The following is a 24,207-nucleotide window of genomic DNA, read 5'->3' as shown; positions in this document are numbered from 1 at the left end:
CCTTCAGGTGATCGGGAGAACAGAGCATGAGCACATTACGACGTGGCTTTGCCTCCATGAGTCCAGAGAAGCGGCGGGAGATCGCCAGCAAGGGCGGCAAGAGCGTTCCGGCGGAAAAGAGGTCCTTCTCTCAGAACCGTCACCTCGCCGCCGAAGCTGGCCGCAAAGGCGGCTCCGTCCCGCATAACAACCATGCGGCCCATTAGAGCCGGGGCCCAGCACGGAACGGCCGGATCGCGGTAAGCTCATTTGAGCCTGATATTCATGGTGAGAGGAGCATTGGGATCCCTGGAGCGCGTAACAAGTCCCTCGCGCTCCGGCTTCCGCGCCACCCGGTTGACGGGTGGGAGGTCAGGCCGGTGTTGCGGCTGGGCGACCGGGGTGGGCATCTGATCCGGCTCGAGGAAGGAAGCCGATGCGAGAGAGGCGCTCAGCCGAGTGTCTTCCCCTGATGTGCGCCAATCGCCACCACGCCACCGGACAAGTGCCGGCTCTCGCGTCCCAAAGGCTCAAAACTGCGGACTGGCGATCGCAGCTGGCGCAATCATGAGGATGTTGCCGCATGGCGCATGAGGCGTGATGACGGCGCTTGCCACGCCCCAGAGCAGCAGTCCTCTCCTGCTCGGGATGACGACGGGACCGCCAGAGTCGCCCATGCATGCGCGGGCACCGACCGTGCGCGCGATGATCAGCCCTGTCTCAGTTATCGCAAGAGGCCTCAGGGTGGCAGTCTTGAGGGTTCCCGCCGTCGATCCCGAAAGGCCGACGCCGGCCAGTTGCAAAGTCGATGGAATGCGCTGCGATCGGTCGGCGAGCCTCAGCGGGCTCCGCCCCCTTACCGGCGTCTCCAGGCGCAAGATAGCCACATCAAGCGAGATCTCATTGAGCATGTCTGCCAAGTCCCGCGACGCGAGGCGCCCCGGCGCGAAGGCATGACGCGCCGCTGCGGCGACGCGATGAGCCGAAGCGATCTGCCTGCTCCCCTGATAGAAAGCGACCACCGCCCCCACCGGGTTTCCCCTGATGCAGTGCGCTGCTGTGAGCACGAGATCCGGAGCAATGAGGGCTCCCGAGCAGCGGCTCAACCGAAAAGAGCCGTCCGGCTGGACGAGGGTGCCGACCGCGACCGTGGCGCGGGCGAGCGGGTCGTTGGCCCGCGCGAGCGCACCTCCTTCGATGGCATGAGCCTGGCCGATTGGCCATGTGAGAGCGATCGCAATGAGCCACCCGGGCAGATGTTTGCCGATCCGGCGTTTCCCGCCTGTCGTGGGAATGGAAAACCATCTCATGGTCGTAACCAAGGTCAGATCACGACGGACCGCATCCTGATCCCAGCTGCCCGTCGGCATGCTCGATGCTCTCGTACCGGAAGAGGTAAGAAAACGACCTCTCGCTTCAAGGCCGGCAGTTACCTCTGCAAGGATGTGCTCCGGGCTCGTGTGATCCTCAGGAACCCAGAACACCGTCTGCTGTTTTGAAGAACAGATCACGAAATCGATGTTGCAGAGGAGGTCGACATGCTCAAGCGCGCGCTCCCCGGCGCAATGGCGGCTGCCGTCCTGGGCGTTGCCGCCTCGGGACCCTCGATCCCCGAATTTGCTCAGACCATGCCAGCCCGCTGCCTGCCACAGGAAGTAAAGGCCAGCCCCCTTCAGGACGGGTGCGGCGGAGCCGTCACGTTCGGCATGAACGGACCCATGGTGGTGCCGGGACAGGCTCCCGACGTCGAGGCGACCGGCAGCATCACCGGCCGCATGCCGCAGGATGCAGGCCAGCACGGCGGCGACAAACCGGAATAGATCTCCAGTCCCCGTCGATGGGGTAACTGGAACCGTCGACATGCCGTGGCTCCGGCGTGTCCGTGCTCGAGTTGGCGGATGGCGGGACGGCAGGCGAGAGTAGCGCTGCGATCAAGTTGGCCTTCCATGTTGTCCTGCCCCGTCATGGCAGCATGTCATCAGATGTTCATATTCAGCTGGGTAAAGCTGTGATCCGTTCGCACGGACGGTGACTGATGCTGATCTGGACTACAGCTGTTGCCTTTCTCCTCTCCCTCGTGGCGGTGGGTCCGCTGCGGGAGTTCTCGCCCTCTTGGCTCCAGACCAGTGCTGAGCTGGTGGCGGTGATCAGCCTCTTTGCCCTGGTGTGCCTGCTGGAATCCAGCGGCAGCAATACCGATCGCTCCAAGCCGGCTGCCTGATAGGATAGGTCCACCTTCTGTTGCAAAGACGCCAGTAGCCCCTTCCGTTGGGCTAAGGCCACGCTTACCTGTAGGCGTGCCGCGTCCCCCTCGGTGCCAGGCGGCAGTATCAACACCGGCGCTTTGCGTTGGTGAGAGGGCAGGCGACATCCTTTCTGACTTTGAGAAGACGACCATGCTGGAACGATTGTTGAAAGACCCTCGGACCGAGCGCGTGCTCCTGACGCTGATCATCCTCAACGCCATCACCTTGGGCCTGGAGACCAGCCCTTCGGCCATGGCCGCCCTCGGCCCGGTGCTGATCGCCATCGACCGCATCATCCTGGCGGTGTTCGTGCTGGAGCTGGCCGCCCGCCTTGCGGTCCGCCGCCTCTCCTTCTTCCGAGATCCATGGAGCGTGTTCGATCTTGCCGTCGTCGGGATCGCTCTCATCCCGGCCACAGGTTCGCTGTCGGTGCTCCGGGCCCTGCGGGTGCTGCGGGTGCTGCGCCTGATCACGGCCGTGCCCTCGCTCCAGCGGGTGGTCGGCGGACTGGTCTCCGCCTTGCCCGGCATGGGTTCGATCACGCTCCTGCTCGCACTGATCCTCTACGTCTTTGCCGTGATGGCGACGAAGCTGTTCGGTCAGACCAACCCAGAGCAGTTCGGCTCGCTTGGAGCCACCGCCTATACGCTGTTCCAGGTCATGACCTTCGACGACTGGTCCGGTGGCATCGTCAAGCCGCTGGCGGAGCAGCATCCTTATGCGATTGCGTTCTTCCTGATCTTCATCCTGCTCTCGACGTTCATGGCCCTGAACCTGTTCATCGGTGTGATCGTGAACGCGATCGATGCCGAGACAGCGGAGGATGCGCCGAAACTGACGCACCCGTCCGGGGTCGATGAGCGGCTTGTCGCCGAGATCACCGCCCTGCGGGCCGAGATTGCGGAGCTCAAAGGACACCTGAGCAAGGCCGCCTGACCCGGCCGACAGTCAGATCGCTCCGCCGAAGGTTGTCGGCAGAGCGATCCGATCCCGTGCGAGTTCGACGTGGAGAGTTGCCCGAGACAGGCAGAACAGATTTGGTAAGAACCTGGGAATTACGGTGCTGCTCTATCCTCTGAGTGGAGGCAGCACCATGAGAGGCTACCTGCTCGCCGCGATCGGGCTCGTCGTGGTTTCTTCCGCAGCCGTCGCCGACGGCATGGGCCTGGCCGGATCCCTCTGGCAATGCACCCGCGTAAGCGATCAGTCTCGGTTCGTGATCACCTTCTATCCGGGTGGTGGTGTCGGAGGAGGGGAGTTGGAGGACCACGAGGTGAGCCCCTACATCTTTGACGCCTCCCGCACCAGGCCTGGGGAGTGGCTCGGACAGCGGACGCAGACACGCCGGCGCTCCACCTGGGTTTTCCCGGATCAGAGTATGCGAATTGAGGGGAGTCTCCAGGGATCAGGTCAGCCTGGAGCGCGGCTCGTCGGCACCGAGACCTCGTCAGGGGAAAGATCTGCGGTGACATGTACGGCTCTATCCAAGCTGCCGAAAGTCGGAGAGGGGCTTGTGATCCCGAGGGACAGCCGCTTCATCGACCTGGACGGAGAGGAGGGCGAACTCAAGGTGCCGGCCGGCATCTCCCTCCGGCCGCAAGGGCCATGAGAATCCGTCTGCTCGAACAGACTATAAATCCTGGTGCTCGGACTGCTGCGGCTCCGACACAGTAGGCACGAAATGCCGAGCCTGAGACATTTCTCCCGTTCGCCAAACGGCGTCCTGTTCCAGGAGCGTTACCGCGACCCGTCGCTGCGCCGGCAGTTGCGAAGCCGGCTGGAGGAGGCGGGAATGCTGCCGTGACGGCACAGCCCCTCCCACTCCGAACCAAAGCTGAGTGCGGTGGCGCCGCGTCCATGGCATCATCGTCGCGGCAGGACATGCCGGACCTGCATCGGATGGCGAGGGACCGCCATGGCCGACACCGGAACCGAACGAAGGCTGACCACCATCCTAGCCGCCGACGTGGTCGGCTATTCGCGCCTCGTCGAAGCCGACGAGACCGCAACCCTGGCGGCCTTGCGTGGCCTGCGCCGATCGGTGCTGGAGCCGCTTCTGGCCGAGCATCGAGGGCGGTTGGTGAAGCTGATGGGTGACGGCCTCATCGCGGAGTTCGGCTCCGTTGTGGCGGCGGTCGCCTGTGCGGCGGCGATCCAGGCGCGGTTGGCCGAAGCCCAAGGGCAGGTTCCGCCGGAGCGCCGGATCGTGCTGCGCATCGGCATCAACCTGGGTGACGTGGTAGTCGAGGGCGACGATCTCCTGGGCGACGGCGTCAACGTCGCAGCACGGCTGGAGCAGGCATGCCCGCCGGGCGGCGTGCTGGTTGCCGGAGCCGCCTACGACCAGCTCATCGGCAAGCTCGACGTCCGCTTCGAGGACGCGGGCGAGCTGCGCCTCAAGAACATCGCCCGGCCGGTGCGGGCCTACCGAATGGCGCATGAGGGAGGTCCTGCACGGGCAGTAGCCGCCATCCCTCTGGCCGACAGGCCCTCGGTAGCGGTGCTGCCGTTCGAGAACATGAGCGGTGATCCGGAGCAGGTCTATTTCAGCGACGGGATCACCGAGGACGTCATCACGGAACTCTCCCGCTTCCGCGAACTCTTGGTGATCGCCCGCAACTCGTCCTTTGCCTTCCGCGGGAAAAGCGCGGATGTGCGGGAGATCGGCCGCACCCTCGCCGCGGGCTACGTGGTCGAGGGCAGCGTCCGTCGGGCGGGCAGTCGCGTGCGGGTCACCGCCCAACTCGTCGAGGCGGGTACGGGAACGCATCTGTGGGCCGAGCGCTTTGACAGGGCCATCGAGGACATCTTCGCCATACAGGAGGAGATCGCCAGGGGCATCGTGGCCACGGTCGCCCAGCGGGTCCTGGAGGACAGCGAGGCGGCCGCCGCAGGATATCCGCGCCTACGACCTGTTCCTGCGCGGCCACCGCCTCTCGGACGTCTTCACGCCCGGATCGCAGGAACAGGCACGTGCGCTGTTCGAGCAGGCACGCACGCTCGATCCGACGTTCGCGCGGGCCTACACAGGCCTTGCCTATAACCACTCGAACCGCTCGATCGACGAGGGAGTGGGGATCCCGCGCGAGCGGAATCCGGGCCTGGTCGCGGCGCTGGACCTGGCCCGGCAGGCTCTGACCCTCGATCCCAACGACCCGCGGGTGCAGTCCACGGTCGCCCGTATGCATCTGGCCTGGCGCAACTTCGACTTGGCCGAGCGTCATTTCAACCTGGCCCGGCAGATGAACCCGAACGATCCCACGATCCAAATCATCTGGGCGTGGGCGCAGGCCTGCCTCGGGCATCCTGAGTTGGGGTTACCCGCGGCCGAGTTCGCCAAGCGCCTCAACCCGCGCCACCCGCGCTGGTACGACGACTACCTAGCCCGTATCCTGTTCCTCCTCGGTCGCTACGAGGAGGCAGCCGGAATTCTGGAGCAGAAGACCTCCGCGGAACCCGAGGATCATCCCCGGGACATGGGCTGGCGGACCGCCGCCTGCGGTCACCTCGGCCGGACGGAGGAAGCCCGCCGCTGCGCGGCCTGGTTCGTCCAAGCGGTCGGGAAATACTGGCGGGGCGACCCGGCGGCGGGCCCGCGGGAATACGTCGACTGGTTCGTCGATGCCTCCTGCCTGAGGCGGCGGGAGGACGAGGAGCGCCTCCGCACAGGTCTGCAAGCGGCGGGCTTGCCGGCGTGATAACCGGACGCGGGCCGCGGTGCGCATGCGGGAGGCCACGGGGCGTTCGGCCTCGACCATCGCGGCGTTCCTGAACCGGGCCGAGGCGGGCGAGGTCGTGCTCGGGCCCGAGAGCCTGGTCGTGGTCGACGAATCCTCGATGGTCGACCTGCCCACCTTTTACAGGCTGCTGCGCCATCTGCCCGACGGATGCCGGCTCCTGCTGGTGGCGACCAGGGCTAGCTTCCGCCCATCGGATTTGGCCTTGTGCTGCATGATCTGGTGCACGTGCCCGGGATCCCCGTGGTCCGCCTGGTCCGGGTCCATCGCCAGGCCGCGACCGAGATCTCCCTGGCGGCCGCGGTCGTGCGGGAGGGCCGGATGCCCGACGTGGGTGCCCGGCTCGACGGCTCCGGCGCCGGCGTTGTCTTCCTTAAGGGTCCGGTGATGGCGGGGCGCCTGCCATCGACGACATCGTCGACGTGGTGGCGTCCCTGATCGGCTGGGGCGCGGAGATCCGGGTACTGTGCACGACCAAAGGAGGGGCGGTCGGAACCGAGGTGGTGAACGCCCGCTTCCATGACATCCTCGCCGTGGGCTAGCCGGTGATGTTCCTCCGGAACGACTACCGGCGCGAACTGCGCAACGGCTCGCTTGGCACGGTGGCCGCGGTCATCAGCGAGGACGCCCTGGTGGTGGACTTCGACGGGACGGTCTATGAGCTGGCAGGCCGGGGGCTCGACAACCTGGTGCTGGCCTACGCCGTGACGGTGCACATGGCCCAGGGATCGGCGTTCCGCCGGGTCGTCATGCCAGTCGTCCGGACCCGCCTGCTGGACCGGTCCCTGGTCTACACGGCGGTGACGCGGGCGCGCGAGCAGGTCGTGCTCATTGGCGAGCGTGGTGTCACGGCGTCGGCTGTCGTCGCCGAGGCAAGCGCGCATCGCCGCGAGACCAGCCTGCGGCTTGCGCTTCGCGGCCACCTGCCGCCCCGGCCGGGCGGATAGCCGCCGCTGCCGCCCCCGGCCGCAGCCCCTTGTCTTGTTCTCCCGACGGTCCGAGCCGGTGCCAAGGCGCTCTCAGGCTCGGGAAGAGCGTTCGATGCACTGCCGGACCAAAGCCAACGAGTCTCCTTCGCGGCGATGGATCTTGATTGGAAATGAGAGCTCTTCAGGGTCGGTGGTCCGGGAGGCCACCCGGACCATGAGCCTGCCGCCTTTCACGTCGGCATCCTTCGCGGGACGAATGTCCAGGGCGAACTTTGGCCCGTCGACCTTGTGGCGGAAGCTGTCGCAGCGATACTCCAGTTTGGCGCAGGGGACTTCGAAATCGGTCTCCAGATGGAATGCGTGGCGGTCCCGAGGCCTAATGTTTGGGATCAGGTTGGCGAGGTCGTGGCTGAACCCGTGGTGCATGAGGCGGTCTGCCATCCCAAGATCAGTCAGGAATGACCGGAAACGGCCGCGCGGAGCAACAGGGGGCGGCTTGATGGTGGGCGCCTCCCGTTCCTCGTCATCTTCGAGATCGGGATGGAACATCAGGCCGGGCGACAGGGAAAGCTCGACCACGACTTCATGCGCATAGGCGCCGCCGCTGTTGCGCAGGGCTAGGAAGTGGATTTGTCGATTGGCCTTGTCGCTCTCGTGGGAGAGCATCTCCTTCAGCGTTTTGCGGATGCCGGCGAGCCACTCGTCGTACTGCTGATGGTATTGCCGGATGTCGTCCTCGGACGGCGCGACCCAGGTTCCGCGTGAGAGCCTGTCCATGAGGAGGTCGTAGCCTGCGTTGGGCTCCTTAGTTCTGAAATCGGTTGCTTTGGGAAACATGGAGGCGACCTGTGACGAAAGGGCGTCAACCTCCTCGGCCGTCAGGTTGCGGAAGCTGGTGACCTCCACGATGGCAACGTCGACCGCCGCCCCGTTGCGGTTGGTCAGCCCAACCTCAAATTTCGGCTCGTCTTCTTCGAGGGCGCTGACCCGGCGTTTGAGTTCCTCAACCTCACGATCCGCGTGGTCGGGCTCAGGCGGCGCAAGCCACGCGCCATTCAGGCGATGGTGCGGGAATTTGCGCACCCGTGCGCTGAGGCAGGGCCCCGTGTCGGCCGACAACAACCTCACGTCCACTCCAGGATGGCTGGCCGCATAGCTGATCGCCGCCTGAACGATCCGGTCGTCGTCGCTCGCGCCCGCCCGAACATCAGGGTCCAGGTCATCCAGTTGGATCACGATCCGAGGGTTCTTCTGACGGATCACCTTGCTGAGGTCAGGCGTGTCGAGAAGTTCCCCCATCAAGCTGGATGCTGCCCGCGCCCGCCTTCCACGGCGGCCTCTACCTTCTCCCTTCTGGCGGTCCAATTCCTCCTGAACCGGGCGGGAGATGATCAGCAGGATCTCGTCAGCGTCAGTGACTTCGCGCCAGGGCATGGCGTTCGGGTCAGCCCCTTGGATGAAGAAGTTCGTGTCGACGAAGAAAACGGCAGGCATCGGCATCTCAGGACGACGGTCGAAGATCTGGGGAGGGATGGGCGGGCTGAGTTCACGTCCTCAGGGATTGTTCACTGGGTTACTAGACGGGATCTCTAGAATACGAAAGACCATCTGGCTCGGCATCAAGGCTTGCATTGCGCTGATATTGGGTGCCGGCTCCCGAGTGGCCAGGGACCAGCAGGTTTTGCGATTCTGGATGTTGCGGACGCTGCCGCCTGGGTTTACGGGATACGATTGCCTTTGGTCCCTAACCCCAATTGCCGCGCGACTTGACGGATCCGGTACCAAGCTGGACAAATTCTCTTGGGTCCCCAATGACATTACACACTTGTCATCGCGACCTGCGATAAATGGTTCTAAAGGAGTCCTACTGTAACGGCCTCATGTACGACATCAGTCGCTACCTCCCGTCAAGGTGACCATTGCCGCCGAGGCTCTCCCCGGTCCTAATCAGCCATCGCGGATGCCGGGGATGCGGCGAGAGTGTGCCGTGGCTGCTTCGGACGCGTTGGACGCACCGGTTGCTAGGGAGGGTCGTGCTCAACCAGGAGGTGATCGCCGGGGTCGCAGCGGTTTGGGCGGATGTCTTGGTCCTGCCTTTCCAGGACTACGGTGTCGCATCAGCTTTCTCGTCTGATAGTCGGCCATCCGTCATCTAAACACCTGCCCTGTTTCCACGTCTAAGAGCTTTGAGGTTCTGCGGAAGGCTGAGTGCCGTTACGCTCAGGTTGAGTCCCACCTGCCTCGGTATCCGACCGGGCTGGGGGTGGCTGGCTTGAGAGCGCCAGCGGCGACGCTTCGCATGACGCACGTGGTGCTCTATCATCATCCGGAGGCTCATGAGCGGAGAAGCGGGGAGGTCATGGCGTCTCAACACAGTCCCGAGGACTACCGCATGATCTTCGCCCCGGACGACTTCAAGTGGTCTGGGGAGCGAGCTCCGGGCCTCCCGATCATCTGCGAGCGCGACGGATCCGTGAGCGAGCCGCTCCTGCGCTTTTTCGGATGGTCATTCCGCTACAAGCGTACCGCGATCTCGTCCATGCGGGACGAGGCATACATCCTGCGGGAGTGGTGGGCGTATCTTGAAGGCCGGGGATGCCGCTGGGACGAAGTGGACGACCAGGTCATGATCGACTGGCGCGAGCGGATGAAGGAGGTGAACAAGAAGCTCGGGGCAGATGCTCGCCGTAGCAAGGATCTCTTGTCCGACCAGCGCATCGGCCGCAAACTCTCGACCGTGTTCACGTTCTACGAGAGCGCGGCCCAGGCGATGTTGCTGGACAGGGAACTGGTCGGCGCCAAAGGGCCTATCACTTTCCGGGCTGCGGACAGGGGCAAGGGCCGCGGCGGTGCTAGCATCCCGCCCCAAGCCACCGCACACGGCAGCGTCCGGGTGTGGCGCTGCGCGGAACCCTCAGGACGAAAAGCCACGAGACGGCCTACTCCCGACGACACGGGGGTGGCGTCTGTGTTGGCGTATCTGCGGAGTTCTGCCGAGCACCCGGCTATCGGCGACCGGAACTGGCTCATCGGACGTACGGAGGCCGAGGCCGGTCTCAGGCGCGATGAGGTGGCGAGATTTTCGGTGTTGGCATTGGAGGCTGGGCTGGCGAAGGAGGGGGTCAAGGTTCCAAAGCCCGAGAATAGGGCAGAGGCTGTCCGCGCGGGTTGGCAGCCACAACTCGCAGGCCTTGATGCGGTCGCGAACTGGGCCGAGGGCCGGCAGGCAGTTCTGGACGGGCTCGAGCGGTTGGAGCGACGCCACCGCACGAACGTTTACATCACGGTGACGGGAAAGGGGCAGGTCACGCGGGAGGTGCCATTCCCAATCGACCTTGTCCGGGATCTCCTCGCGATCGGTATCTGGGATGTCCGGAGGGACCAGCTTCTGCGGTGGAGCAATGCCTTGCAGCCGCCGGGCCCGGCGGAGATCTTCCTGTCCGAGAAAACAAGAGGCCCTCTGGAAGCCGACGCGGTCGGCAACCTCCTTAAGCATGCTTTCAACAAGTGTGGGATCCAGGGGAGCGGCCATCGGCTCCGCGCGTACTTTGCCACGAAGCTCGCCGAGCGCCTGTGGGCCGAGGCCTTCGCCGACAACGGGTTCCGTTGGGACCAGCGCGTTGAGAACTTCGTGCTCGACAGGGTGGCCGAGGCCCTCGGGCATGCCAAACCGACCACGACGTGCCGCCACTATCTCGATCTCGGCCGGATGGCATACTTCAAGACCGGATCCAAGTCCGCGCTCCGGGCCATGCGGCATGTCGTGAACGCGATGGCTGCGCACCACCGCCGGATACCGCCGGAGTTCTACGCCAACGTCGCCGAGCTGGTCGAGCGCCGGGGTGCCGGTGTGCCCATCGATGCCTTGCTCAAGGCCATCCTGGAGGATCCGGACTACGCGGTCCCCTCTACAACCACAAGCGGTAGCCCTGCTCCGTTCAGCTTCGGTGACGCTCCCTTCCTTCACATTGTCCCGGCAAAGGAGTAATGTGTGAAAAAAGATCGGCGGGGAGATGATCTCGCTCGCCGCCGTCGAGGCGATGGTCCAGGCCCTGTGGCCGGGCACCACCCATGTGGTGGTGGCGCTGCCCGACGCCCGCAAGGGCGAGCAGATCGTCCTCGTCACCGACAAGCCGGATGCGGACCGCGACGCGCTTCTCCGGCACGCGCAGGCGCAGGGCGTCCCCGAGCTCTGGGTGCCGAAGGCGATCCTCGTCTCTCCGGTTCCGGTGCTCGGCTCCGGCAAGACCGATTACCCCGCCACGGTGGAGATGGCGCGGCGGCTCCTGCCGATGCTCTGACCGGGCCCGCGGATCTTTCGGTCACGAAACGGTGTTGTCCGTTGGGGCGATCCGGCAGCGCCCTAGTTTTCCGGAAAAAGCGCACGGACCGGACGGACGCCATGAAGAAGCTCGCCCTCGTTCTCGCCTTCACCCTCGCCGCGGCCTCCGCCGGGGCGCAGCAGCGCCCCTTCACCCCGGCCATGCCGTGCTTCCAGATCCAGCAGCTCATCGCGGCTCGCGGGGCCGCCGTGCTGAGCACCGGCACCCATACCTACGACCGGTTCGTCCGGGACCGGAGCTTCTGCGAGATCAACGAATATCTCGACCCGGCCTGGGTGCCCGCGCGGGATACGCCCCAGTGCCCCATCGGCTATCGCTGCCGCAGCGACCCGCCGGACTTCTTCTTCGACTGACGCCCCGGGCCGCATCCGCCCTCGGCGCAGCGTCCGGTCGGGGAGGTCCCGCACGAGAAAAGCCCCGGTTTCGCACCGGGGCTTTTCGCTGCGCTCGTCCTGCCGGGGACGATCAGCACTCGGTCTTCTTCGTCGTCTTCGTGTCGCCGAACTCGTCCGTCTTCTGCTTCACTTCCGTGCTGCACCCGACGCTGCCGGTGGTGGTCACGGAGGTGGAGGTCGTCGTGTCGCTTGGCTCGGTCTTGCGCTCGATGGTCGTCTTGCTGCCGAGGAGACCTTCCTCCTTCTTGATGGTGGTCGTGGTGTCCTGCGCGAAGGCCGCCGTGCCGAACGCGCTCGCAAGCAGAACGATTGCCAGTTTCTTCATCTCGAAATCTCCGCAAAAGAAAAGAATCGTTGCCGAGCGAACGTTCCCGCCGGGGCGGTTGTTCCGCGCCGCAGCCGGAGACCGCGGGGTCCCCGTCAGGCCAGCGCCTTGGTCATGAAGAACCGCGGATAGATGGGAGCCGGGCCGTCGATCCGGCCGAAAACCGTGAAGCCGAGCTTTCCCCGCGCGGGAGACCAGTATCGCGGCAAGCGGGCAAAAGAAAGCCCGCTCTGGAGCGGCGGGCTTGGGAAAAGGACCTAGGCCTGCAGTTTACGGACCTGGCACAAGGGGTGTGCGGGGGGCAAAGATAAGGTCCGCATGTGTGAGATGGGGGCAAGCCGGACTCGCGGCAAGGACGCCTCCCATCACGTCTTCGTGTGCGGGCGGCGGGGCTGGTGCGGACGGCGGGGATCGAACCCGCACGGGCATAGCCCGAGGGATTTTAAGTCCCTTGCGTCTACCGGTTTCGCCACGTCCGCATGCGGAGCGAGGGTTATCGGGCTCTCGGCGGAAGCGCAAGTGCGGGCGCAGGCTCGTCCGTCACCCGCGATAGCCGTAGAGCCAGCCGTAGCGCTCCGTCATGCCTTCCGGGCCGAGATGGCGGATCACCCGGTCGCGGCCGAAGGCCACGAGGCCGCCCGCGTGATAGATCCTGCCGTTGCGGCGGGCATGGTCCTGGACCTGCCGGGCCCGGTCGCGGCGGTGCTCCTCGTAGGTGCGGAAGCTCTGGGCCACGTCCGCCCGCGGATCGGCCAGGAGCGCGCCGATGGCGGCGGCATCCTCGATGGCGAGGGCGGCGCCCTGCGCCAGGAAGGGCAGGACCGGGTGCGCCGCGTCGCCGAGGAGCGCGATGCGCCCCTTCGCGAGCCGTGTGACGGGAAGGTCGAACAGGGACCAGCGCAGCCATTCCGTCGCCGCGCCGAGGAGGGCGCGCAGGGCCGGGGCGGCGGAGCGGTAGCGGGCCAGGATCTCCTCCCGGTCTCCGGGAGCGGCCCAGCCCTCCACAGGACTCCGGCTCGCCTCGATGGCGACGATGTTGATCCGCGATCCTCCGGCGACGGGATAGTGGACCACATGCCCCTTCGTCCCGAGCCACAGGCCGGTCTCGTTCCCGGCAAGCGCCGCGGGCGCCGCGCGGCGGTCGACCGTGGTTCGCCAGGCGATCGCATTGCGGAAGCTCGGCGTGCCCGCCTCGCCGACGAACGGCCGGATCTTCGACCACACTCCGTCCGCGCCGACGACGGCCTCCACGTCGAGGGTCTCGCGGGCCGCGCCGGCGGAGACCATGGCGAGGCTCGCCCGCTCCGGGCCGTCCGCAACGCTCTCGACCGTGCGGCCCATGGCGATGCGGATGTTGGGCAGGGAGCGCACCGCGTCGAGAAGGATTGTCTGCAGGTCCGCCCTGTGCACCACCCAGTAGGGAGCCCCGAAGCGCTCGCGCATGAACGCGCCGAGGGCGACTCCGCCGATCTCCCGGCCCGACCGGATGCTGCGGATCGCGACCCTCTCGGGTTCGGTCGCGACCCGGCGCAGGGCGGGCCCGAGGCCGAGGGCGAGGAGGATGCGGCTGGCATTGGGCGACAGCTGGAGCCCGGCGCCGACCTCGGCGAAGCCGGTGCGCCGCTCGACGAGCGTCACCTCGTGGCCCTGGCGGGCCAGCACGAGCGCCGCCGTCAGCCCGCCGATCCCGGCGCCGACGACGGCGAGGGAGCGGGCGCTCACCGGGCCGGATGGGGAATGTCCGCGGCGATCTCGGGCTCGTCCCAGGCGCACTCGGCCGGGCGGGACTCGAAGGTCGCAAGCGCGGGGTCGTACTTGTACAGGGTCGAGCAGTAGGAGCAGACGATTTCCGTGTCTCGGCCCATGTCGAGGAAGATGTGCGGGTGGTCGAAGGGCGGCTTCGCGCCGATGCACATGAACTCCTTCGAGCCCACGTGAATCACGGGGACGCCCGGCTCGTTGTGGAAGTGAGGTGTGCCTTTGTTCTCAGCCATCGCCGTCGCTCTGAACCTGTCGGATTTGGCGCGCACCATAATGTCGGATCGCCCGGGCGCCTAGAGGCTTTTGCAGCCCTGCCATGCGGCCTCCGAGGGTGGAGATTGCGTCGGGGGCAGGGGCTGCCTTAGGGTGCCGGCCCTTCCATTCCCGTATTGCCGGTCCCATGCGCTTCTTCAATTCCGACGGTGTCAGCATCGCCTATATCGACGTCGCCCCCGAGAGCGGGCAGGGGGATCCGATCCTCCTGATCCATGGCTTCGCGTCGAACCATGCGGTCAACTGGGTGAACACGCTCTGGGTGAAGACCCTCCTCCGCGAGGGCTACCGGGTGATCGCCCTCGACAACCGGGGGCACGGGCAGAGCGAGAAGCTCTACCGGCCCGAGGATTACGAATCCGGGACCATGGCCGCGGACGCGTGCCGCCTCCTCGACCATCTCGGGATCGAGCGTGCGGACGTCATGGGCTATTCCATGGGGGCGCGGATCACGGCCCATCTCGCCCTCGCGGCGCCGGAGCGGATGCGTTCCGCGATCCTCGGCGGCCTCGGGATCCATCTCGTGGAGGGCGTGGGCCTGCCGCTCGGCATCGCCGACGCCATGGAGGCGCCGTCCCTCGACGACCTGACGGATCCCATGCAGCGCATGTTCCGTGCCTTCGCGGAGCAGACGAAGAGCGACCTCAAGGCGCTGGCCGCCTGCATCAGGGGATCGCGGCAGGTCCTCACACGGGAGGAAGCCGCCTCGATCCGCGTTCCCACCCTCGTGGCGGTCGGCACCGAGGACGACGTGGCCGGTTCGGGGCCGGAGCTCGCAGCACTGATCCCGACCGCGGTGCCGCTCGACATCCCGGGGCGGGACCACAACCTCGCCGTCGGCGACCGGGTCCACAAGCAGGGCGTCCTCGCCTTCCTGTCGCAAAGGCCGTGAAGGTAACTGCGGGAGAAATTCGCGGAAATGCAGTCGTTTACCCTGCTTCTTCGATAATCCGCTTCAAGAGGCCGGGCCAGGTTGCGTTGCTTGCGAAGCGCTTCAGCTTCGACACGCAGATCATTGATTTCGCGGCGGTCCGTGTCATTTTCCCTAGGGGAATATGGAGGCCGGATGACCCGACTCGACAGCGCCATCCGACGGCTCACCGCCCAGCGCGATCTCCTCGACTGGGCGAGCGGGATCGTCGCGCCGACCGGCTTCGTGCTTGAGCTCGGCCTCGGCAACGGTCGGACCTACGACCACCTGCGGAACCGTCTTCCGGGGCGGGAGATCTATGTCTTCGAACGCCGGCCGGCGGCCCATCCCAGCTGCCTGCCGCCCGAGGGCTATCTCGTGGTCGGCGACGTGTTCGAGACGCTGCCCGCCTTCATGGCGGACAGGGACGCGCGGCGCAGGTGCGCGCTGATCCATGCGGATATCGGCTCGGGCGACGAGCACCTGAACCGGGAGGTGGCCCTTCGCCTCTCGCCGCTCCTCGACCAGCTGCTCCAGCCCGGCGGGCTGCTCCTCGCCGACCGCGGGTTCGAGCTGCCGCACTGCGCCGACATCACCGCCGAGACCGGAATCGCGCAAGGGCGGTATTACGTCTACCGGCGGGAGGACGAGAGCCGGCCCGTTGTGCCGGAGGCCCTGGCCGGGGCGTGATCGCACCGGCCGGGCGCATTCCGGGATCGGGGAATCAGCGGCCGGAGAAGGACGGCTTTCGCTTCTCGAGGAAGGCCTGCCGGCCCTCGACCGCATCCGCGCTGTCGAAGCAGGCGTCCGCCAGGGCGACGGGATCCGTGCCGGGCCGCCCGATCCCGAGCGCCTCGTCGATGGCCGCCTTCGCGGCCCGGATGGTGAGCGGCGCATTCGTGGCGATCTCCGATGCCAGCGCCAGCGCCGCCGTCTCCAGTTCGCCGTCGGGAACGACCCGCTGCACGATGCCGAGGCGCTCCGCCTCCGCCGCGCCGATCCGCCGCGCCGTATAGAACAGGTCGCGGGCGGCGGGGCCGCCGACGGCGGCCGTGACGAGCCGCATGGCGCCCGGCGGGTAGCCGACGCCCAGCTTCGCCGCGGGGATGCCGAACTGGGCGTCGTCCGAGGCGATGCGCAGGTCGCAGGCGAGGGCGAGGCCGAGCCCGCCGCCGAGGCAGAAGCTCCGGATCATCGCGATCACCGGCTTTCCGCAATGGGCGACCCCCCAGAAGGCCGCCTCGTTCGCGGCCTCGTATAGACGCCCTCCCGTGGAATCGGCGCGCACCGTCGCAAACTCGGAAATGTCCGCGCCTGCGGCGAAGGCGCTCGTGCCCGCGCCGCGGAGCAGGATCGCGCGCACCCGCTCGTCCCGCTCCAGCATGGCCATGATCGGCGGAAGGGCCTTCCACATCTCGAGATCGATGGCGTTGTGCCTGGCCGGGTTGTCGATGGCGAGCGTGGCAACGGCACCGTCGAGCGAAACGGAGAACTTCGGGCAGGGCGAGGAAATTTGAACGGGCATGGCCGATTCTGACCTGGGGGAATGGTGAGGCTGCGCCTATCTATGCTAATTCGACCGAACCTAGCGAACCCTCTCCGGCGAGGAGCCCACCATGACACAGCCACGGATGAAGCCGGCCGCTCCGGACCGCGTTGCCGGAACCGTCGATCCCCTCTGGGACCGTCTGCGGCAGGAGGCGGAGGCCGTCGTCCGCGACGAGCCGGCCCTCGGCGCGATCGCCCTCGCCAGCGTGCTCCAGCAGCCGAGCCTCGAGGCCGCCGTCGTCCACCGGGTTTCCACCCGGCTCGGCCATCCGGCGCTGGGAGCGGACATCATCGAGCAGACCTTCCACGAGGCCCTCGGCGACGACCCTCGAATCGGCAAGGCCTTCCGCGCGGACATCCGCGCCGTCCTCGACCGCGATCCCGCGACCACGCGGGTGATCGAGCCCGTGCTCTACTTCAAGGGTTTCCACGCGATCCAGGTCCACCGCCTGGCCCACTGGCTCTGGCAGCGCGGCCGGCAGGATTTCGCGCTCTATCTCCAGAGTCGCTCCTCCGAGGTCTTCCAGACCGACATCCACCCGGCGGCCCGGATCGGCCAGGGCATCTTCCTCGATCACGCCACGGGCCTCGTCGTCGGATCCACGGCGGTCATCGAGGACGACGTGTCCATGCTCCAGAACGTGACCCTGGGCGGGACCGGGAAGGAGCGGGGAGACCGCCATCCCAAGATCCGGCACGGCGTGCTCATCGGCGCCGGCGCCAAGATCCTCGGCAACATCGAGGTGGGGCATTGCGCTCGGGTGGCGGCGGGCTCCGTGGTGCTCAAGCCGGTCCCGCACAACGCGACCGTGGCGGGAGTCCCGGCGAAGGTCGTCGGCAGCGCGGGCTGCCCCGAACCGGCCCGGTCCATGGATCATTGCCTGTCCGAAGAGGGCGAGGCCTGACGCGCCTCCGGGATCGAACCCGGCTTGCCCGCGTTGGCCCGGCATGGCAAGTGCTTCGCCCATGCAAACGAAGAAAGGACTAGCGGTGGACAAAACGGAGATGGCGAAAGTCGAGCGGTATCTGCGCCAGACTTTCGCGAACCACTCGATCCGCGTGGTCGGTCGCCCCAAGAAGACCGATTCGGCGGAGGTTTATATCGGCGAGGAGTTCGTCGGCGTGCTCTTCGTCGACGACGAGGACGGCGACCGCTCCTTCAACTTCACCATGGCCATCCTCGACACGGATCTCGAGGACTGACGGCAAGCGGCGGCGGATTCCGCGCCGCCGCCTCCCTCCCGAAGGAGCCGGCCCGGAGCGGGCTCCACAACATCCGAACGCCCATGCCGATCTACAGCCTCGACGACCGGATGCCGGACCTCCCTGAACCCGGACGGTTCTGGGTGGCGCCCGATGCCCATGTGATCGGCAGCGTCCGCCTCGGTCCGGACGTGGGGATCTGGTTCGGCGCGGTCCTGCGCGGCGACAACGAGCTCATCGATATCGGAGAAGGCACCAACATCCAGGAAGGTGCCATGCTGCATACGGATCCCGGGGCGCCGCTGAGCGTCGGAACCGGCTGCACCGTCGGGCACCATGCCATCCTTCACGGCTGCACGATCGGCAGCAATTCCCTGATCGGCATGGGGGCGACGATCCTCAACCGGGCGCGGATCGGGGCGAATTCCATCGTGGGCGCCAATGCCCTGGTCACGGAGGGGAAGGAATTCCCGGACAACGCCCTGATCGTGGGATCGCCGGCGCGGGTGATCCGCGCGCTCGACGAGGCCGCCGTCGAGCGCCTGAGGGCCTCGGCGCAGGGCTACGTGGCGAACTGGAAGCGTTTCGCTTCCGGTCTGAAGCGGATCGGCTGACCCGCCTCGCCCGCCTTCAGCGGTTCGCTGTGGTGGTCGGGGAGCTGACCGTCGGCGAGGTGATGCCGCCGAGGGACACCCAGCCGGTCGCCGTCTGGCTTTCGCGCTTGATGTAGACGTAGCCGGTCCGGTCCCAGGGGAGCACCGCCGAGGTCTTGTTGTCGAGCACGTAATCGCCCTGCTTGGTGCGGATCAGCAGCACCGCATGGCCCTCTCCGAGCTCATCGATCACCACCGTCATCCGCATGGCGCGGCGGGGCAGGCCGTTCTCGGCCAGGATGCGGCGCTTCAGGAGCTGGAAGTCCTCGCAGTCGCCCTTGCCGTCGTCGGGGAAGCCCCAGACGTCGACCACGCCCCAGTGGTCCTGGTCCGTCACGGCCTTCACGGTGGAGTTCACGCGCTGGTTCACCGAGGTGATCAGCTTCCAGGTCTGGGGGGTGAGCTCGATGGTTTCCGGCTCGGCGGTGTTGACCGCGCACTCGGAAGGATATTTCTCGCAGAACCTGACCCAGCCCATGATGGGCTTGGCGCTGCCCATGTCCATGATGGAATGGCCCGCCGGGGGAAGGGCCGCGAGGGTCTGCGCCTCGGCGAACCACGCCGGCGCCAGAAGAGAGAGACCGAGGAAAGCCGTACGAACGAATTTGGAGGAAAGAAGCGACTTCGTCGCCTGGCCGAACAAATTCTTGAAACAATCCTGCCGCATGCCCCACCAGCCGGTTAATGTTCTTTTAACCAAACTGACACGGTGGGATTCGCGGCTCAAGCAAAAAGTAAAAGGTGAGTTAACGCGTCGCGGTGGGATCGGTTCCGGTATGGTTAACGAAAATTATCCACCGTTCAGCGGCGGAAGCTTGGCCGTTTGCCTTGAGCCTGGAGGATCTTACATGCAGTTACCGCTAGGGGAAGTGCCCGATGCGATCATCGGGCACTTCCCCCGGAGCACCTTCGCTGGTGCGGCGCGTTCCGCCGTGCAAAGCTTTTTCCATGATGCCGAATCCTGCACGCTCCTCCCGTGAGCCGATCCTCAACCTGCCTTCCGTCGTCGCGTGGAGCATCGGCGTCCTCGTCGGCATTCATGCCCTGCGGTCGTTCCTGTCGGAAGAGACGGATTTTCGGCTCCTCCTCGACTATGCGGTGATTCCCGCCCGTTGGGCGGTGGCCTATGGAGGGGTCGAGGTCCAGGAGGTCCTGAACGCCCTGCGGCGGGCTTCGTCCCCGGAAAGCTCCTCCCTTGTGGCGCTCGGACGGTTCGTTCTTCAGGACGGGGAAGGGCGTCCCTGGACGGCGCTGACCTATGCGTTCCTTCACGGCTCCTGGAGCCACGTGCTCATCAACGGCATCTGGCTCGCCGCCTTCGGAACCCCCATCGCCCGCCGCTGCGGCACGGGACGGTTTCTCGCCCTCGCCGCCGTGTCGGCCGTGGGCGGCGCCGTGCTCTATGCCTTCATGAATTCCCTGCAGATCATTCCGATGATCGGCGCCTCGGCGGCGGTGTCGGGCATGATGGCGGCCGCCTCCTGGTTCATGTTCGCTCCGGCGGAGTGGCTTCCCGAAGGGCGGCCGACCCTCGCTCACGAGCGGCGGCGGGAGGGGCTTCTGGACATCGTCCGAAACCGGCAGGTCCTGATCTTCCTCGGCGTCTGGTTCGCGGCGAACTACCTGTTCGGCTTCGTCCAGCCCTTCGGCGTCGCCGATGCCAGCATCGCCTGGGAGGCCCATGTGGGCGGCTTCCTCGTCGGGCTGGCCTTCTTTCCCCTCCTCGATCCCCTGCCGCCCCGCCGTTCGCGCCTGCCCGCTTGAAAAGGCGGCCGTTTCGCCGGATCATTGCTTTCTGACGCCGGGTCAGGATCGTCCCTGGGACGGGGTCCGGCATCGGTCTAGCGGCCGCGACGGCGCGGACCTCGCAGCCGCGCAACGGAGGCGAGCATGTCCGTCCATCGAATCCTTTCGACCAAAGGCCGCAACGTGGTGACCATCGGGCCGCAGAGGACCCTGGGCGAGGCCGCCCGCATGCTGGCCGAGCACAGGATCGGCGCCCTGCTGGTGGTCGACGGGGTCCGCCCGGTCTCGGGGATCGTCTCCGAGCGGGACATCGTCCGGGCCGTCGCGGAGCAGGGGCCCGCGGCCCTCGAGGCGCCGGTCTCCCGGTTCATGACGGAGAAGGTCGTCACCTGCACCACGCGGACCGCCGTGAACGACCTGATGGAAGCCATGACCAACGGCAAGTTCCGCCACGTCCCCGTCGTGGAGGACGGAGCGCTGGTGGGCATCGTCTCCATCGGCGACGTGGTGAAGAACCGCCTGGCCGAGATCGAGGCCGAGGCTCAGGCCATCAAGGACTACATCGCCACCGCCTGATCAGACGCCCTGGGTTTCCTGGATCAGCTCCAGGATGTCGGGCAGGGCGCGCTCGGTCGCCTGCCGGCCGAGGGCGATGCACTCCTCGGCCCGGTGAAACTCGAACAGGCCCATCTTGGAGAGCTTGGGAGCGATCATCACGTCGGGAGGGTCGCCGGCGAGGCGGGAGCGGGCGATCCGGTCCTGGGTGATGTTGAAGGCGTCGACCATCACGGTCGCGATGCCGGGCGCGTTGGGCTTGCGCGGCTTGCCCGCGCGGGACGGCGGGAAGATGCCCCAGCGCCTCGGCTCCACCATGGCCTCCTCGATCTCGCGCTCGTCGCTGTCGGAATCGTAGGACTGGATCACCGTGCCGCGGATCCGGATCTCGCCGTTCAGGTTCACGCAGATCACGAGGTCCGCGCCGAGGGCGCGGGCGGCGGTGATCGGGATCGGATTGACGAGTGCGCCGTCCATGAGCCAGCGGCCGCCGATCAGCACCGGGTCGAACACGCCCGGCAGGGCATAGGATGCCCGCATGGCCTGGACGAGGGAGCCGCGGGTCAGCCAGATCTCGTGGCCGCTCGCCAGTTCCGTGGCGATGGTGCAGAAGCGGATCGGCAGGTCCTCGACCTTCTTGTCCGTGAGGTCGTGGTCGAGCAGGCGCTGCAGGCGCGTTCCGGCGATCAGGCCCGACCCGCTGATGTGGAAGTCGAGCAGGCCCATGACACGGCGCTTGGTGAGGGAGCGGGCGAAGGTCTCGAGTTCGTCGAGCTTGCCGGCCGCATAGCAGCCGCCGACCACGGCGCCGATGGAGCATCCGGCGATCACGTCCGGCACGATGCCGGCCTCGCTCAGGGTCCGCAGGACGCCGATATGGGACCAGCCCCGGGCGGCGCCGCCGCCGAGCGCCAGGCCGATCCTGATCCTGGAACGGGGTTCCCGCTCGACCGACGCCGGCACCTCCGCAACGGTTCCGCCGCCCCCCGACCCGGCGCTGCGCCGGGCGATGTTGTCCCACAACATGACCGAACTCCAGACCTGCGCGCCCTTTATGCCCGCACCCTCGTGAAGGTCTTATGAATAACGCGCGACAAGCTTATCGGGTCGGCCGGGGAGAAGGGAAACTTTGCCGGGGCGAGAGCACCGGCCGCGCCACCAGGACGACGACAAGGGCACCCAGGGCCAGAAGGCCGAACATGGCGCGAAGGCCCAGGAGGTCCGCTCCGAAGCCGATGAGCGGCGGGCCGAGGAGCAGGCCCGCGTAGCCCAGGGTCGCCACCATGGCCACGCCCATGCTCGGGGGAATGCCGGGCGTCTCGCCGGCGGTGCTGAAGAGGACGGGTACCACGTTGGCGAGGCCGAGCCCGACGAGCGCGAACCCCGCGGAGGCGGCGGCCGGCTGCGGGACCGCCAGCGCAAGGACAAGGCCGGCGGCCGCCAGGAGCCCGCCCGCCATCAGGGTCCGGACACGCCCGAGGGAGCGGACGGCGAAATCGCCCATGAAGCGGCAGGCGGTCATGGCGAGGGAGAAGGCCGCGAAGCCGCTCACCGCCCGCTCCAGGCTCGCCCCGGCGACGGTCTGGAGGTAGATCGCCGACCAGTCCACCATCGCGCCCTCGACCAGGAAGCAGAGGAGCGCCAGCCCGGCGAGGGCGAGGACGCCCCGCCGGGGCAGGGCGAGGCCGTGGCTCCCGCCGGCGCGGTCCGCCTCGCGCATGACCGACAGGGACGCCGCCAGGAACAGGAGCGCGGTGCCGCCGCAGGTGACGAGCAGGGTGGGAACGATGTCGAGGCCCCGGGCGATCAGGGCCCCCGAGGCCGCCGCGCCCAGAAGGCCGCCCAGGCTGAAGAAGGCGTGGAAGGAGGACATGATCGCCCGGCCCCAGGTCCGCTCGACCAGGGTGGCGTTGGTGTTCATGGAGACGTCCATGGTGCCGTTGCAGGCTCCGGCGACGAAGGCGGCGGCGACGAGGGCCGGCAGGGTGGGCGCGAGGCCCGGGAGAACGAGGGTTCCGGCGAAGGCGAAGGCGGCGGCGGTCGCGACCCGGCCGCTCCCGAAGGCGGCCGTCATCCAGCCGATGAGGGGCATGAGGAGCACCGCTCCGAGCCCGAAGGCGAGGAGGGCCATGCTGAGCTCGCCGTCCGACAGTCCGAGCGCGGCCTTGAACCGCGGAAGCTGCGCGGCCCAGGTTCCGATCAGGAAGCCGTTGCCGAGGAAGAGGGCGCTGGTGGCGGCGCGCGCCGCACGGAGGTCGTGTCGCATCGTCCTTCAGGTTCTAGACCGTGCGGCGGCGCGGTTCACCCCGACGATCGGGAATGGCAGCCATCCAAATCCGTGAGGGTCGGTGGAACCGTCGCTCCAGGCCGGGACGGCGCTCAGCCATGTCGAAGGACGGCCTTTCCGTCCTGCACAGCGACCCTCCGGTAGAAGCAGGAGCGGCGGCCCGTGTGGCAGCAGCCGCCGTCGCCGGCGACCCTGACCTTGAGCCACAGGGCGTCCTGGTCGCAGTCGACGCGCATCTCGACCACGGTCTGGACCTGCCCGCTCGTGGCGCCCTTGTGCCAGAGCTCGCCCCGCGACCGGGACCAGTACCAGGCCTCGCCGGTCTCCAGGGTCCTGGCCAGGGCTTCGGCGTTCATGTGCGCGACCATGAGCAGTTCGCCCGTCTCCGCATCGGTCGTCACGCAGGTGACGAGGCCGTCGGAGCCGAAACGGGGCGTGAGCACCGTGCCCTCCTCCAGTTCCGCCTTGGGGCCGGGGGAGGGGAATGCGGGGGACGCGCACATGGGAGATCCTCGAAGGAGGCGGGCCGCCGCGGGCGACTCGCTCGGGAGCGGTTGGGCTCAAGCCTTACCCTGGCGGACCAGCGTGAGGAAGCGCACCTGCTCGGCCGGGTCGTCCTTGAACACGCCCAGGAACTGGGTGGTGAGGGTGATGGCGCCGGCCTTCTGCACGCCGCGCATGGACATGCACATGTGCTCGGCCTCGATCATGACCGCCACGCCCCTGGGGTCGAGGGAGTCCTGCAGCGCGAGGGCGATCTGCGCCGTCATCGTCTCCTGGGTCTGGAGGCGCCGCCCATAGACCTCGACCAGGCGGGCGAGCTTGGACAGGCCGACCACGCCCTTGGAGGGATAGTAGCCGATATGCACGTTCCCGTAGAACGGGACCATGTGGTGCTCGCAGTGGGAATAGAACGGGATGTCGCGCACGAGGACGATGTCGTCGTAGCCCTCCACCTCGGCGAAGATCTTGTTGAGGATCTCGCGGGGATTGTCCTTGTAGCCCGCGTAGAACTCCTTGAAGGCCTTGGTCACCCGTTTCGGCGTTTCGAGAAGCCCTTCCCGGTGCGGATCGTCGCCCGCCCAGCGGATCAGGGTGCGGACGGCCTCCTCCGCCTCCTCGCGGGTGGGGCGCTCGACGGCGTCCCTCTTGGAGGGTTTTACATGCTTGCTCAGGGACTTAACCACATCGTCCATGTGGAGCCTCGTTTCTTCGTTGCGGATGACCGGCGCCCGTGGCGGGCCGCCGACGTTCTGTGCGTGCGGCCCGGCCGTTCGGATGCGGCCGGGTCGCGGATCGGGCGTGCAGGGCTTATAT

General features: G+C 67.1%; 29 protein-coding genes, 1 tRNA gene and 1 pseudogene. 19 read left to right on the top strand and 12 right to left on the bottom strand.

Annotated features, from left to right (window positions below):
• Positions 1 to 26: 26 nt before the first annotated feature.
• Positions 27 to 206 carry a con-10 family general stress protein gene (locus tag GDR74_RS18630; protein ID WP_152586514.1) on the top strand — a complete coding sequence of 60 codons (180 nt, stop codon included), beginning with the start codon at positions 27 to 29 and terminating at the stop codon, positions 204 to 206.
• Positions 207 to 509: 303 nt separating this feature from the next.
• Here the strand turns inward: GDR74_RS18630 and GDR74_RS11920 are convergent, their stop codons facing one another.
• Positions 510 to 1,841 (bottom strand): trypsin-like serine protease, encoded by a 1,332-nt coding sequence (locus GDR74_RS11920; RefSeq protein ID WP_152586513.1) that lies wholly within the window; start codon positions 1,839 to 1,841, stop codon positions 510 to 512.
• Positions 1,842 to 2,014: 173 nt separating this feature from the next.
• Between GDR74_RS11920 and GDR74_RS11915 the strand changes: the two genes are divergently transcribed.
• From GDR74_RS11915 to GDR74_RS11890, 8 genes and pseudogenes are all read left to right on the top strand, one after another.
• Positions 2,015 to 2,200, top strand: a complete 186-nt coding sequence (locus GDR74_RS11915; protein WP_152586512.1) for a hypothetical protein — start codon at positions 2,015 to 2,017, stop codon at positions 2,198 to 2,200.
• Positions 2,201 to 2,375: 175 nt separating this feature from the next.
• Positions 2,376 to 3,161, top strand: a complete 786-nt coding sequence (locus tag GDR74_RS11910; RefSeq protein ID WP_152586511.1) for an ion transporter — start codon at positions 2,376 to 2,378, stop codon at positions 3,159 to 3,161.
• Positions 3,162 to 3,318: 157 nt separating this feature from the next.
• Positions 3,319 to 3,834 (top strand): hypothetical protein, encoded by a 516-nt coding sequence (locus GDR74_RS11905; protein ID WP_152586510.1) that lies wholly within the window; start codon positions 3,319 to 3,321, stop codon positions 3,832 to 3,834.
• Positions 3,835 to 4,140: 306 nt separating this feature from the next.
• On the top strand, positions 4,141 to 5,268 hold the full coding sequence (locus tag GDR74_RS18585; protein WP_343039604.1) for an adenylate/guanylate cyclase domain-containing protein: 1,128 nt from the start codon (positions 4,141 to 4,143) through the stop codon (positions 5,266 to 5,268).
• Positions 5,269 to 5,296: 28 nt separating this feature from the next.
• Positions 5,297 to 5,923, top strand: a complete 627-nt coding sequence (locus tag GDR74_RS18580; protein ID WP_343039603.1) for a tetratricopeptide repeat protein — start codon at positions 5,297 to 5,299, stop codon at positions 5,921 to 5,923.
• Positions 5,924 to 5,942: 19 nt separating this feature from the next.
• Positions 5,943 to 6,119 (top strand): annotated as a pseudogene (locus tag GDR74_RS18625) (AAA family ATPase); the annotation flags it as partial.
• A gap of 50 nt (positions 6,120 to 6,169) precedes the next feature.
• Positions 6,170 to 6,400 (top strand): hypothetical protein, encoded by a 231-nt coding sequence (locus GDR74_RS18420; RefSeq protein ID WP_246179394.1) that lies wholly within the window; start codon positions 6,170 to 6,172, stop codon positions 6,398 to 6,400.
• A 110-nt stretch (positions 6,401 to 6,510) separates the two neighbouring features.
• On the top strand, positions 6,511 to 6,909 hold the full coding sequence (locus tag GDR74_RS11890; protein ID WP_152586508.1) for an ATP-binding domain-containing protein: 399 nt from the start codon (positions 6,511 to 6,513) through the stop codon (positions 6,907 to 6,909).
• A gap of 72 nt (positions 6,910 to 6,981) precedes the next feature.
• Here GDR74_RS11890 and GDR74_RS11885 read toward each other — a convergent pair whose 3' ends face one another.
• Positions 6,982 to 8,385 carry a PIN domain-containing protein gene (locus GDR74_RS11885; RefSeq protein ID WP_194164523.1) on the bottom strand — a complete coding sequence of 468 codons (1,404 nt, stop codon included), beginning with the start codon at positions 8,383 to 8,385 and terminating at the stop codon, positions 6,982 to 6,984.
• A gap of 898 nt (positions 8,386 to 9,283) precedes the next feature.
• On the opposite strand from GDR74_RS11885, the gene GDR74_RS11880 reads away from it, so the two are divergent.
• From GDR74_RS11880 to GDR74_RS11870, 3 genes are all read left to right on the top strand, one after another.
• A complete protein-coding gene (locus GDR74_RS11880) occupies positions 9,284 to 10,879 on the top strand; it encodes a site-specific integrase (RefSeq protein WP_194164522.1) in 1,596 nt (531 codons plus the stop codon).
• A 25-nt stretch (positions 10,880 to 10,904) separates the two neighbouring features.
• Positions 10,905 to 11,192 (top strand): hypothetical protein, encoded by a 288-nt coding sequence (locus GDR74_RS11875; protein WP_194164521.1) that lies wholly within the window; start codon positions 10,905 to 10,907, stop codon positions 11,190 to 11,192.
• Between the two features lie 101 nt (positions 11,193 to 11,293).
• Positions 11,294 to 11,587, top strand: a complete 294-nt coding sequence (locus GDR74_RS11870) for a hypothetical protein (RefSeq protein WP_152586505.1) — start codon at positions 11,294 to 11,296, stop codon at positions 11,585 to 11,587.
• A 112-nt stretch (positions 11,588 to 11,699) separates the two neighbouring features.
• Here the strand turns inward: GDR74_RS11870 and GDR74_RS11865 are convergent, their stop codons facing one another.
• The 4 genes from GDR74_RS11865 to GDR74_RS11850 form a co-directional block, all read right to left on the bottom strand.
• Positions 11,700 to 11,954 carry a hypothetical protein gene (locus GDR74_RS11865; RefSeq protein WP_152586504.1) on the bottom strand — a complete coding sequence of 85 codons (255 nt, stop codon included), beginning with the start codon at positions 11,952 to 11,954 and terminating at the stop codon, positions 11,700 to 11,702.
• A 393-nt stretch (positions 11,955 to 12,347) separates the two neighbouring features.
• A tRNA-Leu gene (locus GDR74_RS11860) sits at positions 12,348 to 12,433 on the bottom strand.
• A 61-nt stretch (positions 12,434 to 12,494) separates the two neighbouring features.
• A complete protein-coding gene (locus GDR74_RS11855; protein ID WP_152586503.1) occupies positions 12,495 to 13,676 on the bottom strand; it encodes an FAD-dependent oxidoreductase in 1,182 nt (393 codons plus the stop codon).
• Positions 13,673 to 13,948, bottom strand: coding sequence for a zinc-finger domain-containing protein (locus GDR74_RS11850; RefSeq protein WP_152586502.1), 276 nt, complete (start codon positions 13,946 to 13,948; stop codon positions 13,673 to 13,675). Before GDR74_RS11850 ends, GDR74_RS11855 begins: the two co-directional genes overlap by 4 nt.
• Positions 13,949 to 14,115: 167 nt before the next feature.
• Here GDR74_RS11850 and GDR74_RS11845 point away from each other — a divergent pair, with 167 nt between their 5' ends.
• Together GDR74_RS11845 and GDR74_RS11840 are read left to right on the top strand one after the other, a co-directional pair.
• Entirely contained in the window at positions 14,116 to 14,880 is a 765-nt protein-coding gene (locus GDR74_RS11845) for an alpha/beta fold hydrolase (protein ID WP_152586501.1), read from the top strand.
• 174 nt (positions 14,881 to 15,054) lie between these two features.
• Positions 15,055 to 15,588 carry a class I SAM-dependent methyltransferase gene (locus GDR74_RS11840; protein ID WP_152586500.1) on the top strand — a complete coding sequence of 178 codons (534 nt, stop codon included), beginning with the start codon at positions 15,055 to 15,057 and terminating at the stop codon, positions 15,586 to 15,588.
• A 34-nt stretch (positions 15,589 to 15,622) separates the two neighbouring features.
• Here GDR74_RS11840 and GDR74_RS11835 read toward each other — a convergent pair whose 3' ends face one another.
• Positions 15,623 to 16,423: an enoyl-CoA hydratase gene (locus tag GDR74_RS11835; RefSeq protein ID WP_152586499.1), complete on the bottom strand. Its 801-nt coding sequence runs from the start codon at positions 16,421 to 16,423 to the stop codon at positions 15,623 to 15,625.
• Positions 16,424 to 16,514: 91 nt separating this feature from the next.
• Here GDR74_RS11835 and cysE point away from each other — a divergent pair, with 91 nt between their 5' ends.
• The 3 genes from cysE (at position 16,515) to GDR74_RS11820 (ending at position 18,263) form a co-directional block, all read left to right on the top strand.
• Positions 16,515 to 17,351: a serine O-acetyltransferase gene (gene cysE, locus GDR74_RS11830; RefSeq protein ID WP_152586498.1), complete on the top strand. Its 837-nt coding sequence runs from the start codon at positions 16,515 to 16,517 to the stop codon at positions 17,349 to 17,351.
• Between the two features lie 85 nt (positions 17,352 to 17,436).
• Positions 17,437 to 17,649, top strand: coding sequence for a DUF3126 family protein (locus GDR74_RS11825; protein WP_027315475.1), 213 nt, complete (start codon positions 17,437 to 17,439; stop codon positions 17,647 to 17,649).
• Positions 17,650 to 17,732: 83 nt separating this feature from the next.
• Positions 17,733 to 18,263 (top strand): gamma carbonic anhydrase family protein, encoded by a 531-nt coding sequence (locus GDR74_RS11820; RefSeq protein WP_152586497.1) that lies wholly within the window; start codon positions 17,733 to 17,735, stop codon positions 18,261 to 18,263.
• Positions 18,264 to 18,279: 16 nt separating this feature from the next.
• On the opposite strand, the gene GDR74_RS11815 is transcribed toward GDR74_RS11820, so the two are convergent.
• The gene (locus GDR74_RS11815; RefSeq protein WP_152586496.1) at positions 18,280 to 18,969 is read right to left on the bottom strand and encodes a transglutaminase-like cysteine peptidase; all 690 of its coding nucleotides are present in this window, start codon (positions 18,967 to 18,969) and stop codon (positions 18,280 to 18,282) included.
• 281 nt (positions 18,970 to 19,250) lie between these two features.
• Here GDR74_RS11815 and GDR74_RS11810 point away from each other — a divergent pair, with 281 nt between their 5' ends.
• Both GDR74_RS11810 and GDR74_RS11805 read left to right on the top strand, forming a co-directional pair.
• Positions 19,251 to 20,066 carry a rhomboid family intramembrane serine protease gene (locus tag GDR74_RS11810; protein WP_194164520.1) on the top strand — a complete coding sequence of 272 codons (816 nt, stop codon included), beginning with the start codon at positions 19,251 to 19,253 and terminating at the stop codon, positions 20,064 to 20,066.
• A gap of 126 nt (positions 20,067 to 20,192) precedes the next feature.
• Positions 20,193 to 20,624, top strand: a complete 432-nt coding sequence (locus tag GDR74_RS11805) for a CBS domain-containing protein (protein WP_152586494.1) — start codon at positions 20,193 to 20,195, stop codon at positions 20,622 to 20,624.
• Here the strand turns inward: GDR74_RS11805 and GDR74_RS11800 are convergent, their stop codons facing one another.
• From GDR74_RS11800 to folE, 4 genes are all read right to left on the bottom strand, one after another.
• Complete coding sequence (locus tag GDR74_RS11800) at positions 20,625 to 21,629, bottom strand: patatin-like phospholipase family protein (protein WP_152586493.1); 1,005 nt, start codon at positions 21,627 to 21,629, stop codon at positions 20,625 to 20,627. It abuts the gene before it with no gap.
• 73 nt (positions 21,630 to 21,702) lie between these two features.
• Positions 21,703 to 22,869 carry an MFS transporter gene (locus tag GDR74_RS11795; RefSeq protein WP_152586492.1) on the bottom strand — a complete coding sequence of 389 codons (1,167 nt, stop codon included), beginning with the start codon at positions 22,867 to 22,869 and terminating at the stop codon, positions 21,703 to 21,705.
• 113 nt (positions 22,870 to 22,982) lie between these two features.
• Entirely contained in the window at positions 22,983 to 23,393 is a 411-nt protein-coding gene (gene hisI / locus GDR74_RS11790; protein ID WP_152586491.1) for a phosphoribosyl-AMP cyclohydrolase, read from the bottom strand.
• A gap of 57 nt (positions 23,394 to 23,450) precedes the next feature.
• The gene (folE, locus tag GDR74_RS11785; protein WP_152586490.1) at positions 23,451 to 24,086 is read right to left on the bottom strand and encodes a GTP cyclohydrolase I FolE; all 636 of its coding nucleotides are present in this window, start codon (positions 24,084 to 24,086) and stop codon (positions 23,451 to 23,453) included.
• Positions 24,087 to 24,207: the final 121 nt, after the last annotated feature.

This window comes from Microvirga thermotolerans, assembly GCF_009363855.1.
Taxonomy (GTDB): Bacteria; Pseudomonadota; Alphaproteobacteria; order Rhizobiales; family Beijerinckiaceae; genus Microvirga; species Microvirga thermotolerans.
The sequence above is the reverse complement of the archived record's forward strand: the minus strand, read 5'-3'. Positions and strand labels throughout refer to the sequence as shown.

Bases quoted from the DNA above. Each gene is read 5' to 3' on its own strand.
- GDR74_RS11840 (WP_152586500.1), top strand. From the start codon at position 15,055: ATGACCCGACTCGACAGCGCCATCCGACGGCTCACCGCCCAGCGCGAT.
- GDR74_RS11885 (WP_194164523.1), bottom strand. From the start codon at position 8,385: ATGCCTGCCGTTTTCTTCGTCGACACGAACTTCTTCATCCAAGGGGCT.
- GDR74_RS18585 (WP_343039604.1), top strand. From the start codon at position 4,141: ATGGCCGACACCGGAACCGAACGAAGGCTGACCACCATCCTAGCCGCC.
- GDR74_RS11870 (WP_152586505.1), top strand. From the start codon at position 11,294: ATGAAGAAGCTCGCCCTCGTTCTCGCCTTCACCCTCGCCGCGGCCTCC.
- cysE (WP_152586498.1), top strand. From the start codon at position 16,515: ATGACACAGCCACGGATGAAGCCGGCCGCTCCGGACCGCGTTGCCGGA.
- GDR74_RS11810 (WP_194164520.1), top strand. From the start codon at position 19,251: ATGATGCCGAATCCTGCACGCTCCTCCCGTGAGCCGATCCTCAACCTG.
- GDR74_RS11865 (WP_152586504.1), bottom strand. From the start codon at position 11,954: ATGAAGAAACTGGCAATCGTTCTGCTTGCGAGCGCGTTCGGCACGGCG.
- GDR74_RS11850 (WP_152586502.1), bottom strand. From the start codon at position 13,948: ATGGCTGAGAACAAAGGCACACCTCACTTCCACAACGAGCCGGGCGTC.
- GDR74_RS11800 (WP_152586493.1), bottom strand. From the start codon at position 21,629: ATGTTGTGGGACAACATCGCCCGGCGCAGCGCCGGGTCGGGGGGCGGC.
- GDR74_RS11805 (WP_152586494.1), top strand. From the start codon at position 20,193: ATGTCCGTCCATCGAATCCTTTCGACCAAAGGCCGCAACGTGGTGACC.
- GDR74_RS11820 (WP_152586497.1), top strand. From the start codon at position 17,733: ATGCCGATCTACAGCCTCGACGACCGGATGCCGGACCTCCCTGAACCC.
- GDR74_RS11880 (WP_194164522.1), top strand. From the start codon at position 9,284: ATGATCTTCGCCCCGGACGACTTCAAGTGGTCTGGGGAGCGAGCTCCG.
- GDR74_RS11815 (WP_152586496.1), bottom strand. From the start codon at position 18,969: ATGCGGCAGGATTGTTTCAAGAATTTGTTCGGCCAGGCGACGAAGTCG.
- GDR74_RS11910 (WP_152586511.1), top strand. From the start codon at position 2,376: ATGCTGGAACGATTGTTGAAAGACCCTCGGACCGAGCGCGTGCTCCTG.
- GDR74_RS11875 (WP_194164521.1), top strand. From the start codon at position 10,905: ATGATCTCGCTCGCCGCCGTCGAGGCGATGGTCCAGGCCCTGTGGCCG.
- GDR74_RS11920 (WP_152586513.1), bottom strand. From the start codon at position 1,841: ATGTCGACGGTTCCAGTTACCCCATCGACGGGGACTGGAGATCTATTC.
- folE (WP_152586490.1), bottom strand. From the start codon at position 24,086: ATGGACGATGTGGTTAAGTCCCTGAGCAAGCATGTAAAACCCTCCAAG.
- GDR74_RS11905 (WP_152586510.1), top strand. From the start codon at position 3,319: ATGAGAGGCTACCTGCTCGCCGCGATCGGGCTCGTCGTGGTTTCTTCC.
- GDR74_RS11835 (WP_152586499.1), bottom strand. From the start codon at position 16,423: ATGCCCGTTCAAATTTCCTCGCCCTGCCCGAAGTTCTCCGTTTCGCTC.
- GDR74_RS11795 (WP_152586492.1), bottom strand. From the start codon at position 22,869: ATGCGACACGACCTCCGTGCGGCGCGCGCCGCCACCAGCGCCCTCTTC.
- GDR74_RS11890 (WP_152586508.1), top strand. From the start codon at position 6,511: ATGTTCCTCCGGAACGACTACCGGCGCGAACTGCGCAACGGCTCGCTT.
- GDR74_RS11845 (WP_152586501.1), top strand. From the start codon at position 14,116: ATGCGCTTCTTCAATTCCGACGGTGTCAGCATCGCCTATATCGACGTC.
- GDR74_RS18630 (WP_152586514.1), top strand. From the start codon at position 27: ATGAGCACATTACGACGTGGCTTTGCCTCCATGAGTCCAGAGAAGCGG.
- GDR74_RS11915 (WP_152586512.1), top strand. From the start codon at position 2,015: ATGCTGATCTGGACTACAGCTGTTGCCTTTCTCCTCTCCCTCGTGGCG.
- hisI (WP_152586491.1), bottom strand. From the start codon at position 23,393: ATGTGCGCGTCCCCCGCATTCCCCTCCCCCGGCCCCAAGGCGGAACTG.